This is a genomic window from Pontibacillus yanchengensis, from assembly GCF_009856295.1.
Lineage (GTDB): Bacteria > Bacillota > Bacilli > Bacillales > BH030062 > Pontibacillus > Pontibacillus yanchengensis_A.
Genome location: NZ_WMEU01000007.1, coordinates 94,746 through 109,735, shown reverse-complemented (window position 1 = coordinate 109,735; position 14,990 = coordinate 94,746). Strand labels below are relative to the sequence as shown.

The following is a 14,990-nucleotide window of genomic DNA, read 5'->3' as shown; positions in this document are numbered from 1 at the left end:
AAAGTCTCGGCACATACTACTTTATGCCGGGATTTTTTATGGATTAATGTGGCACCTACATATATCAGAAAACTCAAAAAAATCAGTTTATATCTATTGACCTTAAAGTAAATAGACTATACTCTAGAGTTAAAACCACATAACGAAATATAATTCCGTTTAACGGAATTTATGGAGGTGATAATATGGCTCTTTCAAAAGCTCATTTCCACTATGGAATTGAGGATGCGATACGACCAGCACGTGAAGTGATGAAGCCAGAAAGAATTGGTGCATTCCGAATGACAAGCTTAAGTTTTGCTCGCATCATACTAAGACGAGCAATGAGGGAGAAGTGGAGTATTGATCAACATCGTTTTAATTTAGACCATAATGGTCATGGGGAAGCAATTTATTATATCAGAACACCTGCTGGAACTTTTTCCTTTGTAGTCGTTTCACAGGATATCGATGAGTATGAACGTAGTGATCGGGTTATTTCGGAGAAATGGGATATTACATTTGCTTTATGTGAAGGAGTACTATCTGAAGAAAAGATTGAAGACTTAAAACGTGAACTACCGAAGCAAGAACTAGGGAGAGGGACTGTCCAAGATTTAGTTTGGTCTAGGGCGAATCGGAGTTCACGAATATTTCAGCATATTGTGAATGCGCTTACATCAGAGCAGCAACCAGACCCTGAAGCGCTAGCTAAGGTTGGGTATATCGTTAGAAGTACCGCTTTTTATGCAAACGGAAAATTCGGGGTAGCTCCGTTTGAAAAAATGAAGGGTGATCATCCCCTTCATGGAGCTTTTAGCGCACAACTGTTTACTGCATATATGCTTAGGCAGTTTAGTTTCGATATAGTCGAGCATATTGCCAAATGTCAAAATCCCCAAGCTTCAACATTAGATGATCGTATTAAACGCTTTCTTGGTATTGGTAATGCAACGGGTCTTGGTATGGTACCTTTTTTAATTTATCATCCTAAACTTATTCATCAATGGATTTATCTTAGGGAACTCTCATTAGCAAGGTCAAAAGTAGAACCTATGACAGAGGAAAAGATTAATTCCCTTATAGATTGGCTTGATAGAGCCATTCATTATTTCGCTCATTATCCAGTTCAAAAAACGGGAGTATTTGAGGATGGTGAATCAATAGCCGGAGATTTACAGATTGTTCGACAGCATCTCGAAGATTTTATTCATAGCGATCATGTCCCTGAGGATACACAATGGCTACCGATTATTGAGCAAATATCTTCTGCTCTTTCAGTTGAAGCTCAAGAAGTTCTAAATACAATGATGATAGAAATATATCCTGAAAAGAATGAAGAGCTTGAACAATACACAGTTGTGAACGAAGAAATGGAACTAAACCCAAGTATGACTATTGGTGAACTATTAGGGCTAATAAATAATCATTATCAGTGGGTATTTTCATTTGATTTTTCAAACCCTGATGAAAAATATTACTTTTGGTATCGATCTGTAGATAAAGAAGAGCCGAGAATTGCTGTTAGGGGAGAAGAGCCAGGAGATGAGCATGAGATGCCAATGAATATTGCCGAACTTGTTCAAAAGGTATCTTTTCTTCTACAAGATCGTGATTATACAGAAAAGGTTGCTACTTTTGTTTTTCGTTATCCGGAATACAAGGGGATAATACGCCGCATTCAATCATTGGAGAATTATGATTATGGGGAAATTAGAGGAAATTTACTCGATAAGAATATGGTTCCCATCTTTTTAATGCGCTGTAAGCTATCCTTTTTTGGTGGAGAGCGCTTTGACCCTAAGTCAAATCGTTGGGTTCGAATCACCTTATTCCAAGGGGCTCCCCTTATTAAAGATTTTACTGCTATCAATCAACCGAAATGGATTTTTCCAAAAATACCAAAATTGGAGGGCTGAATATTTTATGAGTGATCAAAATCTATCAAAACAAAACATGATGGTGATTGATGGTCTTGAATTGAGTAAGTGGGATCGTGAATTCTTACTAGAGTTGAAAAAAGGAGGGGTATCTTGTGTCCATGCGTGCTGTGTGCTTTGGGAGAATGCTAGAGAGACCTTAAGTAAAGTTTCAGGATGGTATCAATTCTTCCAAAAGCATAGCGATCTCGTTATCCCTGTACGACGAGGAGAGGATATCCTTAAAGCAAATGCTGAAGGGAAAATTGGTATTATCTTAGGTACTCAAAATACTTCTTCCTTAGAAGATGAATTAGGGTTGGTTGAAGTGTTTGAACAACTAGGTATTAAAATAATGCAACTCACCTATAACAATCAGAACTTAATTGGAAGTAGTTGCTATGAAGCTAGGGACTCTGGGCTTTCTCGATATGGAAAGCTAGTGGTAGAAGAAATGAATAGAGTAGGCATGGTCATTGACCTTTCGCACGTAGGAGAGCAAACGTCTCTTGATGCTATCCATCATAGTCAACGCCCTGTAGCAATTACTCATGCAAACCCTGATTGGATCTATCCAAGTAAACGGAATAAATCACCTGAAGTGTTACAGGCATTAAAAGACAATAATGGGATCCTTGGTCTTTGTGCATATCCTCATTTGATAAGTGGTTCTGAGACACCTTTGGAGGAGTTTGTAGATTTAATTGTTAGAACGATCGACTTTATGGGAGTTAAGCAAGTTGCGATTGGAACAGACCTGACTCTTAATATGTCTGATGACTTTTTACATTGGATGAGAATGGGGAGGTGGACACATGAAATGGATTATGGTGCGGGTTCAGCTAATAACCCTTCGTGGCCTACATGGCCAACTTGGTTTAAGGGACCAGCAGATTTTCCAAATATCTCCCAAGGTTTGCTCGAAAGAGGCTTGAAGGAAGCTGAAGTTGAATCTGTCATGGGTGGAAACTGGTATCGCTTTTTTGATGAAGGTTTCTTGAGGCAGAAGGAGATGTAAATATGAAAGTAACCTATCAGGAATTATTTGAATTGTGTCGGAAAGTGTTTGAATCATGTGGTTTACCATTTGGTTGTCGAGAGGATTGTGCAGAATTAATAACATGGTCTGAGTGTGTTGGGTACGGGGGGGTGGAGATTCTTGAACAGGGGATGGATGACTTAAAAAGAAGAGAAATTCATCAAATAGAACTTTTGCATGATTCAGACCACCTAATAAGGGTGGATGGTGCAGGATTTCCAGATTATGTGTTAGCTAAAATTGCACTGGATTTAGTTGAATCAAAACTTGTCGATTCACCTCAAACCATCCATGGGTATATCCAATCTTCCACTACAACTCACCTTTTAGCTTATGAAGCAGTTCGAATAGCCAAAAGAGGTAGGGGTGGGGTAGTTCATTGGTATGAAAATGGAATTCCTTATTGGGCATTTGCATTTCCTGGTGACCCTCATCCAGTAGTGTTGTCGGGAGATAGTGTAGAAATGGCTTTACCGGAATGGCATCAATTATCCTTTGAATCCTATGATTATGTACTTCAAGCTACAACAGAAAAGAAGGATTTAAAACGAGCTATTAACTATATTTTAGAGCAAAACTTATTTGATACAATCTTATCTTTTGAAGAACATGAACGGATTTGGGAGCAATCAAGAAAATACGGGGCGCTCGTTGAAGAAACGCTTTGGGGCAAGTTATACAAAGAAGCTAAGAATGTACTGGTTGAGTCTACAGAACAATCCAGGTTATTTGGAACGGGAGAACACGCAAATAGATAAGGAGGATTATGATGACAGTAACAGAGGGTGTAAAGGAATTAAAGAATTATATAGGGGGAGAATGGCACAAGCCAAGTAGTGAAGAGGTTATGAATAACCTAAACCCTGCAAATTATAGAGAAGTATTAGCTGTTGTAAGGCAATCAACAGAAGAAGATGCTGACGCAGCGATCGAAGCTGCTGATTATGCATTGGCTAGTTGGAAGAGCACTTCGTCTCCCGCTCGAGGAAGTTATTTAACAAAATTAGCTACCCAAATGAGAAATCGTCAGGAGGAATTAACACAAGCAATTGTAAAAGAAATGGGGAAAACATACGCGGAAGCAAAAAAAGAAGTTTTATACGCAGCAGGAATAGCTGATTTTTATGCTGGTGAAGGGAGAAGGATGTCAGGGAAGACGATTCCTTCGGATATGCCAAATGTCAAAATCGAAACTGTACAAGAACCTCTAGGTGTTGCCGTGATTGTCACGCCGTGGAACTTCCCATTATCTATTCCTACCTGGAAGATTGCTCCTGCAGTTGTCAGTGGAAACACTGTTGTCTTAAAAACATCATCGGAAACACCTCTTCTAGGTAAGCTATTTATGGAAATGGTGGAAGCAGCAGAGTTTCCAGCCGGTGTCATAAATCAGGTTATAGGACCAGGAAGACTTGTTAATCAAATGATTGATCATCCGGCAGTTCAAGCAATATCATTTACAGGGTCTAATAATGTTGGTAATAAAATATATCAAGCTGCTAGTAAACACATGAAACGTGTTCACCTAGAGATGGGAGGAAAGAATCCTTTAGTCATACTAAAAGATGCTGATTTAGATGAAGCTGTTGATTTAGCGATCAAGGGTAGTTTGGGGCAGGCTGGTCAGGCTTGTACTGCTACTGGAAGAGTTATTATCGAAGCTGATGTACACGATGAATTTGTAGAAAAGCTAACAGATAGAGTGAGCAAATTAAGAGTAGGAAATGGGCTTGAAGATAATATAGACATGGGCCCTCAGGTAAACGAAGATGAGAAGATGTCTACATTAGAGTTAATAAATACTGCTCGTAATGAAGGGGCAAACATTCTTTTAGGAGGATCCTCCCTAGATAGTGAAGAGCATGAGTATGGTTTTTTTGTAGAGCCAACTGTTATTACACAGGTTACAAGAGATATGACGATTGCTAAGCGAGAAGTCTTTGGTCCAGTAATTAATGTAATGAAAGCAACAGATTTAGATGATGCAATAATGATTGCAAATGATGTAGACTATGGCTTATCTGCATCTGTGTGTACGAAGGATTCCAATGCTATGGTGAGGGCTCTAAATGAGATAGAAGCAGGTCTAGTAAAAGCAAATATGACGACAACAGGAACATTCTATCAAGCTCCATTTGGAGGGTATAAGCAATCAAGCTCTGGCTCATTCAAAGAACTTGGAAGAGAAGGAATTGATTTTTTCACGAAGGTGAAAACAAAGTATATTAAAACTTCATAATAACGTAATCCACGGTAGGTACACCATCTATCGTGGATTACTATTAATCTAGTACTTAAAAGTAGGTGACTATATGACAACACGAACTGAATATTCAACTACAGTGTTAAGGGCAATTCATGTATTAAATGTATTAGCAGAATCAAGAGGACCACAAAGTATAAGTGAGATTAGTAATCAACTTGACTATTCTCAAACCGTAGTTCACCGATTACTTCAAACATTAAAGTCAGAAGGGCTTATATTTCAAGACCCTAAATCCAAGCTGTATTCGCTAGGTTCAGCATTCTTAAACTATGCAAATAAGTTATTGACAGATATGCCTATAGCACCAGTTATTGATCCATGGTTAACTGAACTAAGGGATAAAACAAAAGAAACGGTTGGATTTTATGTTCCAACTGGACAATACAGGGTTTGTACGATTGAATACGAAAGTCAGGAAGAGATTCGTCGTTCTGTTGGTGTAGGGAAGAGATTACCCTTATATGCCGGGGCAAGTGGCCGGGCGATATTAGCTTTTCAACCAAAGGAAATGCAAGATAAGATTATAGAATCATTATCATATGAGGAGCGATCAGTTCTTTTAGAAAAATTAGAGCAGACAGCTAGGGAAGGCTTTGCGACAAATGATGGTGAAATCAGTCCTAATGTTTCGGCATTATCCGCTCCTGTATTTGATCAAAAAGACCGTGTTATCGGTGCTTTATCTATTTCAGGTCCTTCTTTTCGTTGGAATAAGGAAACAATGAAAGAGTATGTTCCTGATTTATTGGAAGCTACTAGGCAAGTATCTGAAACCTTAAAGTAGTTATTTGGAGGATAATAAGAGGCAATAAAATGATCTCCTTTAAGGAAATCATTCAACGAATTGATTGGTCAGTTTTCTCGATTCGTAGTATCGATATTGTCGCTAGCTCCAATATTCTGCATCAAATTAGCTGAACAGCAAGGTATAAAACGCATTGAGAAGAAGCCGCTATCGGAAAAGCTCATGCTCAAAGCTATCAATATTCTGAATAGGAATGAAATCTATAAAAAACGAATCCCCTAGCAATAAGTTATTTGCTGGGGGATTGGCATATTTCAATTTGTAGGTTTCTTGTTCCAGAGCTAAGCTCGAAATCTAGAGTGAATAGTCAGCGACAGAGATTAAACATTGTTGGGGAGAACGCTTTTGCTTTTTTATCAAGAGTGCACTGGAACAGGCACCACTGCTTCCTCCAACAACTGTTCTAATTCTTGAGTAAAGCTTTCTGTTTGTTGGTGGGTCCAGCCTAGTTTCTTGGCCATATAAACAAGTACAGACTCTTTGTGCAGATGTACCCAATGGATGTCGAAAAATAGAGCCCCGGTTCGGCGAATGAAGAAGTCGACAGGTTTGACTGTGCTTTCTTGTTCGATAGCGTAGGTAAGCATAGCAAACACGACGGGGTCCAAACCTTCTTGATACGCTTCGGCCTGTTTTGATTGATATAGATCGTAAACGTGCCCCACATTAGCGCCGTATAATTGAGTAAGGCTCGTGGCTTGTTTTTCGGTTAAGCCCATTGCTATACCTTCTTCTATTTTTCGTTTTTTGAATTGTACGTACCCTTTTGCTCCACCCACTTCTCCTCCGGATATCGGAAGGTTCTTGGTTTGGGATTTTGAAAATGCCTTGCCGTTTTCGTCCTGTAAATAGGAGACAACACGATCTATAACATTCTCCGCCATTTTTCGGTATCCTGTTAATTTTCCACCTGCAATGGAGAGCAGACCTGAATCCGATTCAAAAATTTCATCTTTTCTTGATATTTCAGATGGATCTTTTCCTTCTTCGTAAATTAGAGGGCGAAGTCCAGCCCAGCTAGATTCTACATCATGTTCTGTAATGGATAGGGAAGGGAACATATACTCTATTGCACGTAATATATAATCCCGGTCATCCGTTGTCATAGTAGGGTGTGAAATATCTCCTTCATATACGGTATCCGTAGTTCCTACATATGTTTTCCCGTCTCTTGGGATGGCAAAGACCATACGTCCATCTGGTGTATCGAAGTAAATGGCTTGTTGAAGAGGAAACGTTTGTTGATCAAAGACTAGGTGGATCCCTTTTGTTAATCTTAAGGTTTTTCCTTGTTTTGACCCATCTTTTTCTCGCAATGTATCAACCCAAGGGCCAGCAGCGTTAACGATCTTTTTGGCGTATAGGGAATGCTGACTACCGTTGATTTGATTCTCTACGATAACCCCTGTGATCCGCTCCTTCTCATAAATAAAATCGACTACTTTTGTATAGTTAAGTGCGTAGGTGCCTTTTTGTACGGCTTTCTTCATCACTTCTAGGGTTAACCTTGCATCATCTGTTCGGTATTCAACGTAATAACCAGCACCTCGAAGCCCTTTTTCGTTTACAAGTGGTTCTCGTTCTAGCGTTTCTTGTGCAGAAAGCATTTTACGTCGTTCTTCTTTTTTGACACCTGCTAAGAAGTCATAAACGCGAAGTCCGAGGTTCGTAGAGAGCGGACCAAATGTTCCTCCTTTATGAAAAGGGAGTAACATCCATTCTGGAGTCGTCACATGCGGTCCGTTTTGATAGACAATGTCTCGTTCTTTCCCGACTTCTGCTACCATAGCGACTTCGAATTGCTTTAAGTAACGGAGTCCACCGTGAACTAGCTTTGTGGAGCGGCTTGATGTACCAGCAGCAAAGTCTTGCATTTCTATAACCCCATTTGTTAATCCTCTTGTCGAAGCATCTAGTGCAATACCTGCACCAGTGATTCCGCCTCCAATAACAAGGACATCTAACGTGTTCTCTCCCATTGCTTCATAAATGGATTCTCTATCTAAGCTAGAAAAGTGTGCCATGAATTATTTGCTCCTTTTTCGTATGGTTTTGGGATATAAAAAAAGAGACCACAAATCACTTTATAGCATAGCCCATAAAGGAAATGTGGTCTCTCCGTTTCTCCAACCGAATGTGTTAACTTGTTACTTTCATTGTAACTCATTTGAGGAAGGTATCCAACACAAAATGAAATTTATTTAAACGCTTGTGCGGCCTTAACAGCCTTTTTCCATCCATTGTACCGTTCTTCACGCTCTTCATCAGAAAGGTTTGGAGTGAAGGTTTTATCTTTTTTCCATCGTTCTTCAATTTTATTCTTATTGTCCCAATAACCAATCGCAAGACCAGCTAAATAAGCAGCCCCTAAAGCAGTCGTTTCATTGACGGTTGGGCGATCGACAGGAACGTTAATGATATCACTTTGAAATTGCATCAGGAAGTTATTTTTGACAGCCCCTCCATCAACGCGAAGTGCTTTCACATCTAGCCCAGAATCGCTGACCATTACATCTAAAACATCCCTTGTTTGATAGGCTAACGATTCAAGGGTTGCACGAATAAAGTGGGACTTTGTAGTTCCTCTCGTTAAGCCAAACACAGCTCCTCGGACATCACTATCCCAATAAGGAGTTCCAAGACCAACAAAGGCAGGTACTACATAAACGCCTTCCGTAGAGTTGACTTGATCAGCGAAGTGTTCGCTATCAGGCGCATCTTCAATCATGTGCAATCCGTCCCGTAGCCACTGAATGGCAGATCCTGCAACAAAGATACTACCTTCTAACGCATATTGAACCGTTCCATCCAGCCCCCAGGCAATCGTTGTGAGGAGTCCATGATCAGACGGCACAGCTTCTTCTCCTGTATTCATTAACATAAAGCAACCAGTTCCGTACGTATTTTTTGCCATGCCTTTTTCAAAGCAAGCTTGCCCAAATAATGCAGATTGCTGGTCGCCAGCAACTCCTGCAATGGGAACTTCTTTACCGAAGAAATGATAATCTACGGTATGCGCGTAGATTTCTGAGGATGGACGTACTTCCGGAAGCATAGATTTAGGTACTCCTAGAATACCGAGAAGTTCCTCATCCCATTTTAGATCATAGATGTTATACAAGAGGGTACGTGATGCGTTTGAGTAGTCCGTAACATGCGTTTTTCCACCTGATAGCTTATAAATGAGCCATGTGTCGATGGTGCCAAACATAAGCTGTCCATTCTCAGCTTTTTCCCGTGCACCATCTACATGGTCTAGAATCCACTTTACTTTAGTACCAGAAAAATAAGGGTCTAATAACAATCCCGTTTTGTTACGAAACGTATCGTTTAACCCTTGGTTACGGAGTTCATTACAAATATCTGCCGTTTGCCTAGATTGCCATACGACGGCTTTATGAATAGGGCGACCAGTCTCTTTATCCCAAACTACTGTTGTTTCCCTTTGATTGGTAATTCCGATTCCAGCTACTTGCTCAGGTTCAATTTCAGCTTTACGAAGCACGTCAGCGATACAAGCTAAGACAGACGTCCAAATCTCATTTGCATCATGTTCAACCCATCCAGGTTTTGGAAAGAATTGCTGGAATTCCTTTTGCGCAGATTCAATGGCATCACCGTTATGATTGAAAAGGATCGCCCGAGAACTTGTTGTTCCTTGATCAATCGATAGAATATATGTTTCCAAGTTGTTCATCTCCTTTATCAATGTTTCGTCGTACCTTTGAGAAATCCTAAGTGTGCATGAAATGGAACGTTACGTAGTGGAAATGGTGTTCCATCATTTCCCTTTATCCTTGTGGGATAAAACAGAAGCCACACGTAACCATTTGTCCTTCTATTAGGGTGAAGTACAAATGAAACGTGTGGCTCTCCAATTCTCCGCACAGTTGTTAACTTTGATAAAACTGTAACTCAATACTGGAAGCGCTGTCAATATATGAGCTATGAATCTAGGAAAAATTCCAAAGTTCTGTCCGAGAGGTTGTGACGGCAAAGGCACCACCTTCAAGGGCATTGGTTACGTCTTCCTGACTTCTTATAAGTCCTCCTGCGATGACAGGGATATTAACCTCGTTGTGAATTTCCTTAATAAGTTTAGGAATTAAACCTGGTAGGATTTCTATGTAATCCGGCTGGGTTTTTTGGATGATTTTCATGTTTTGTTCTAACGCATGTGAATCCAATAAAAACAGTCGCTGGATGGCGATGATTTTATGTTTTTTGGCGCGATTTATGACATTTGCCCGTGTTGAGATGATTCCATACGGTTTCACTTCATTACACAGAAATTCAATCGCAAAATCGTCTGTTTTCAACCCTTGGATTAAATCCGCATGAAGAAATACTTTTTTGTTATATTTTTTAGCATATTGAACTAAGCTCTTTACTTGAGACACGCGAACTTCTAGTAGAATAATGTATTCTGAATTCGATTCTAACAATCTCTCAAAATCCTTCATGCTTTTGGTTGCAGGAAGAATTCCATTTTGTATGTTCATGTCGTTCGTCCTCTCCGAAAAATAGGTCAACTGTCTGATAATCGACATTATTGTAACATAAACTATTGTTGGACACGACGCGTACGTAATTGAGTTGATGGTGAATCTCTTGTACAATAGCTATCAGCAAACTAAACGGGAAAAGGTGTTGTACATGCAGTCATATATCGTAGTAGGAGCCGGCATATTAGGAGCTTCAACAGCTTATCATCTTGCTAAAGCTGGTGCTGAGGTTACCTTAGTTGATCGCCATGATCCAGGACAAGCAACTGATGCTGCAGCTGGAATCGTCTGCCCTTGGCTATCCCAGCGTCGTAATAAAGCATGGTATCAGCTTGTGAAGGGTGGTGCCAAGTATTATCCAGAATTAATGAAAGCATTAGAAGAGGATGGGGAGCATGACACCGGCTATAGCCGAGTTGGTGCGATTAGCTTGCATACTGAGGAGAAGAAACTAGATCAAATGGTTGAACGTGCCAGGAAGCGTCGGGAACATGCACCTGAAATAGGTGAAATCACTCGATTGTCGCCATCCGAAACACAAGCCCTCTTCCCTCCATTATCAGAAGAATATGGCTCTGTTCATGTAAGTGGAGCGGCTCGTGTGAATGGGGGAAAGTTACGCAAGGCACTCATCCAAGCAGCGAAAAAAAATGGAGCTAGCGTGATGCATGGGGATGCTTCCCTTTTACATGAAGGTCAGAAAGTAACGGGAATTGAGATGAATGGAGAAACTCATTTTGCAGATCAGGTGATGGTAACAGCTGGAGCTTGGGCGAAGGAACTTATAAAGCCATTAGGTGTAACGTTTAATGTCTCCTCACAAAAAGCCCAGATTGTTCATCTGGAAATACCAAATACAGAAACAGGAGATTGGCCGGTCGTGATGCCTCCAACGAACAAATACTTGCTAACTTTCGGTGGAGGCAAAATTGTCATCGGAGCAACCCATGAAGATGACGTTGGGTTGGATCGCCGCGTCACAGCTGGCGGCATTCATGACATCTTAAGTAAGGTGTTAGCCATTGCGCCAGGACTAGGAGACTCAACAATGGTGGAAACAAAAGTAGGGTTTCGTCCCTTCACACCAGGTTTCTTACCTGTATTTGGTGCACTTCCAGGCTTTGAAGGCATCTATGTAGCAAACGGTCTTGGCTCATCTGGACTAACAAGTGGCCCCTATGTAGGAGCAGAATTAGCCAGATTAGCTTTAGGATATGAAACAGAACTTGATCTTGCTCAATATGATGTAGCAGGAGCTATGGAAGAATAAAGAAACCGTACCTTTATAGGTGCTGGTTAGTTTCGGAAGATAAAATGCAAATAACATAGAAATAATACTATATGTAGCATGTCTTCCGAAAGCAAATGTTAAGTATAAATAGTTAGCAAAAACGCTCAGAATTCTGAGCGTTTTTTTAACGTAAGAGTTTATTATCCTCTTATTCAGCTAAATGCTTCTTTAACTCAATAACGTATAGGTATATTAGATTTATTAGAAGGTTGTTTATCTTTCTCTTTTTCGCTTTTAAGGCATTTATAAATATTAGTTAACTGATGGAAGATAGCCAACAATACTCCTAATATAGCACCTAATAATAATGTACATCCAACACCCAGTACCTAAAAAGAAGGCCAATACCACACAAATAATCATGTCCCCCTCTTCTAATATATAATTTTGATTCCCAAACATATCAAAGGATAGGGAGAAGGTGTTGAAAACTACATATTTTGTTATTCGGTTCCGATAGTTAAGTACAAACATTCCCATCCTATTTAGATACCTTAACATAACCTCCGAGTAGATAAGGAGTACCCTAAGGATAACGAAGGAAACCCTGAACATATTACACCGGGAATAAAAGTACCAAGCGCATGACGGAAGTATAAGAAAGAGTGGTATGTCTTAAATCTTGTCCTCATATGCTTATAGAAGTAATGAGTAGGGAGGACAAGTATGGAATCCGTTCATGTGTGGGGGATCTTAATTACCTCCTCTTGTACAACTCTGGGAGCACTTCCCGTTCTAATGATACGTAATCTATCCCATAAAGGAAAGGACAGCTTGTTAGCTTTTACTGCAGGGATCATGGTTGCAGCTTCTACGTACGGATTGATCCCCTCAGCCTTAAAGTTATCAAACTTATATGTACTTGTTATTGGAATACTGATAGGAACGCTAGTCTTATTACTTCTTGAGATTGTCGTACCTCACCATGATTTAGACAACACGACTCACCAAGTTGGTTCAGCAAGTATTCTATTATTTTTAGTTGCAATGTCCCTACATAACATTCCAGAAGGGCTTTCCGTTGGGATGAGTTATGCGAGTGAATACAAAGATTTAGGCCCAATCGTGTCGTTCGCCATAGGGCTGCAAAACGTTCCTGAAGGGTTTCTAGTAGCTCTTTTTTTAATGTTGCAGCAAGTGAGGAGATGGAAGACCCTCCTGTACGCTTCTTTAACGGGGTTGATTGAGTTTATTGCTAGCTTAGCGGGCGTGTATTTTGGAGGGAGTTTTGGAGGGGTGGTACCTTATGGATTAGCTTTTTCAGCCGGAGCCATGCTGTTTATCGTCTATAAGGAGTTAATACCTGAAAGTCACGGGGACGGTAATGAACGTGCTTCTACTTTGTCGTTTATGATTGGCTTTATTGTGATGATTGTGCTAACCAGTGTGTTGAGATAATGGAAGAAACTTGTTGTGTTATAGTATGAATTTTATTATGATGATAAGTAATATGAAGAAAAAGGAGGGAGTAGAAATGTTTACGTTGGAAGAAGTTGTGGACGAAGTGAAACAGTTTATCGTGTTCATGGCGTCCATTTTTGGAACTTTGTTATCAGATGGGACAAGTGTGTCCAATATTAGCAAAACTCCAAAAAACTTCTAACGTAAAATTTCTTACCTCTATACAATCGGTGTACATGAACTTAAAGGCCAGTCTGGTTCCTTTTTAAGTAGATTTGCGTAACGCCACGGGTGAGTATTTACCTGTGGCGTTTTTTGTTTATATGAAAAAAGGTGGATTAGATCTCGCTTTTAGATGTCTAGCTACAGCGCCCAGCAAACTTCCTGTCCCTTTTTACGATAAGTCAAGGACTCAGGGAAGGTTCTTGGGTGATGGTGGTTCCGAAGTAATGGAAGTTTGATGAAAACCGCTACTTCACGCAGCATCATCGAACTGACCTACGTCCTGTGGGGCAGTAGTTTGTACGTCGCTAAACGAGCGCTTGTGCCTTTCGATATAGAGGTTCTCAGGAGGAACCAAACATGAAACGGAACATGAAGACGAATATTCGGTTTATCTATTTATATATCTTTTTTGCACAATTGTTTTTTGACCGGGCATTATGGGTGATTTATTTGAGTGATTCAGGATTAAGCATGACTCAAATAGGCATTGTAGAAGCACTGATGCATGTAGCGGTCGTTCTATTTGAAATACCTACTGGTATGATAGCTGATTTATATGGTCGTAAAGTAAGCTTGTTGATAGGGAATGTGTTAAGTATTGGGTACGGAGGATTAATGCTGATTAGCGACTCTTTTTCTTTGTTTGGAGTAGCACTCATGACATTAGGACTTTGTATGACTTTCCAATCAGGTGCTGAAGAGGCGCTTGCTTATGATACGCTTAAGGAACAAGGTCAGGAACATCAATATACGCGTGTGTTTGGTAATATGACAGCTTTAGCTCTTCTCTCTTTGAGCGTTGCTAAACTAGCGGGCGGTTGGATGGCAGAGATGAGTTGGGAGCTTGTTTATGGTGCCATAGTAGTCGTTCACGTCATTGCTCTAGTTCCAATCTTCTTTTTACACGAGCCAGAGCGTGAGAAAAAGGAGAAACAGGTGAATTGGATGAAGCAATGGCAAGATCAATTGAAAGAAGGAGCAACTATATGGAGGAATAATCCAACCATTCATATACCGATTGCGTTTTTTGTTATGGTCGTCACTTCCATTGTCATCTTGACGTTTTATGGACAAGAATACTTTACTCGCATCGGATATTCTGCAACAACAATCGGAGTCATTTTTACAGCAGAAGGTTTGTTAGGGGTAGTAATGGCGAAAGTAGCCTATCGATTAGAAGCACGATGGAAGTTCTTTACGATTACCTATTATGGTTATGCGCTCTATTTAGGATTTTTCTTACTGTATATATGGTCTCCAAATTGGGCGATTGTATTGTCGTTCCTCGTCATGTCACAGTTTGTAACCTTATATGAGCCGATATTTTCAAACTTTATTCAAAACAAACTAGAAAGCCATGTTCGCTCAACGTTTTTCTCGATGATTAGTGTTGTGGAGAGCTTCTTTATCATGATCCTGTTCCCACTATTTGGGTATATGATTGATACGATTGGCTTTAAATTAGGCTTTTTAAGTTTAGTGTGTATGTTGTTTTTTATCTATATAGTTGGAGGCGTCCAGAACAAAAGAAAATATCAAATGTAATTGAAAAAGCATGTG

12 protein-coding genes are annotated in these 14,990 nt (G+C 40.0%); 9 read left to right on the top strand and 3 right to left on the bottom strand.

All coding sequences use genetic code 11. The annotated features are described in order from the left end of the window. The first annotated feature begins 185 nt into the window (after positions 1-185). The 5 genes from GLW08_RS18265 to GLW08_RS18245 all read left to right on the top strand — a co-directional run bounded on the left by GLW08_RS18265 (position 186) and on the right by GLW08_RS18245 (position 5,987). A complete protein-coding gene (locus GLW08_RS18265) occupies positions 186-1,898 on the top strand; it encodes a hypothetical protein (protein ID WP_160850078.1) in 1,713 nt (570 codons plus the stop codon). Between the two features lie 7 nt (positions 1,899-1,905). Next, positions 1,906-2,916 carry a membrane dipeptidase gene (locus tag GLW08_RS18260; RefSeq protein ID WP_160850077.1) on the top strand — a complete coding sequence of 337 codons (1,011 nt, stop codon included), beginning with the start codon at positions 1,906-1,908 and terminating at the stop codon, positions 2,914-2,916. Between the two features lie 2 nt (positions 2,917-2,918). Continuing rightward, positions 2,919-3,695, top strand: coding sequence for an Ldh family oxidoreductase (locus GLW08_RS18255; RefSeq protein ID WP_160850076.1), 777 nt, complete (start codon positions 2,919-2,921; stop codon positions 3,693-3,695). 11 nt (positions 3,696-3,706) lie between these two features. After that, a complete protein-coding gene (locus GLW08_RS18250; protein WP_160850075.1) occupies positions 3,707-5,176 on the top strand; it encodes an aldehyde dehydrogenase family protein in 1,470 nt (489 codons plus the stop codon). A 73-nt stretch (positions 5,177-5,249) separates the two neighbouring features. Beyond that, positions 5,250-5,987 (top strand): IclR family transcriptional regulator, encoded by a 738-nt coding sequence (locus GLW08_RS18245; RefSeq protein WP_160850074.1) that lies wholly within the window; start codon positions 5,250-5,252, stop codon positions 5,985-5,987. A gap of 377 nt (positions 5,988-6,364) precedes the next feature. On the opposite strand, the gene GLW08_RS18240 is transcribed toward GLW08_RS18245, so the two are convergent. The 3 genes from GLW08_RS18240 to GLW08_RS18230 all read right to left on the bottom strand — a co-directional run bounded on the left by GLW08_RS18240 (position 6,365) and on the right by GLW08_RS18230 (position 10,510). Next, positions 6,365-8,032, bottom strand: a complete 1,668-nt coding sequence (locus GLW08_RS18240; protein ID WP_160850073.1) for a glycerol-3-phosphate dehydrogenase/oxidase — start codon at positions 8,030-8,032, stop codon at positions 6,365-6,367. Between the two features lie 173 nt (positions 8,033-8,205). Beyond that, on the bottom strand, positions 8,206-9,705 hold the full coding sequence (glpK, locus tag GLW08_RS18235; RefSeq protein ID WP_202406367.1) for a glycerol kinase GlpK: 1,500 nt from the start codon (positions 9,703-9,705) through the stop codon (positions 8,206-8,208). Positions 9,706-9,961: 256 nt separating this feature from the next. Further along, positions 9,962-10,510, bottom strand: a complete 549-nt coding sequence (locus GLW08_RS18230; RefSeq protein WP_160850071.1) for a glycerol-3-phosphate responsive antiterminator — start codon at positions 10,508-10,510, stop codon at positions 9,962-9,964. Positions 10,511-10,664: 154 nt separating this feature from the next. On the opposite strand from GLW08_RS18230, the gene GLW08_RS18225 reads away from it, so the two are divergent. From GLW08_RS18225 to GLW08_RS18215, 4 genes are all read left to right on the top strand, one after another. Beyond that, positions 10,665-11,783, top strand: a complete 1,119-nt coding sequence (locus tag GLW08_RS18225; RefSeq protein WP_160850070.1) for an NAD(P)/FAD-dependent oxidoreductase — start codon at positions 10,665-10,667, stop codon at positions 11,781-11,783. Positions 11,784-12,470: 687 nt separating this feature from the next. Then, positions 12,471-13,202: a ZIP family metal transporter gene (locus tag GLW08_RS18220; RefSeq protein ID WP_160850069.1), complete on the top strand. Its 732-nt coding sequence runs from the start codon at positions 12,471-12,473 to the stop codon at positions 13,200-13,202. Between the two features lie 76 nt (positions 13,203-13,278). Beyond that, entirely contained in the window at positions 13,279-13,407 is a 129-nt protein-coding gene (locus tag GLW08_RS22185) for a hypothetical protein (protein ID WP_272917103.1), read from the top strand. A gap of 380 nt (positions 13,408-13,787) precedes the next feature. After that, a complete protein-coding gene (locus GLW08_RS18215) occupies positions 13,788-14,975 on the top strand; it encodes an MFS transporter (protein ID WP_160850068.1) in 1,188 nt (395 codons plus the stop codon). Positions 14,976-14,990: the final 15 nt, after the last annotated feature.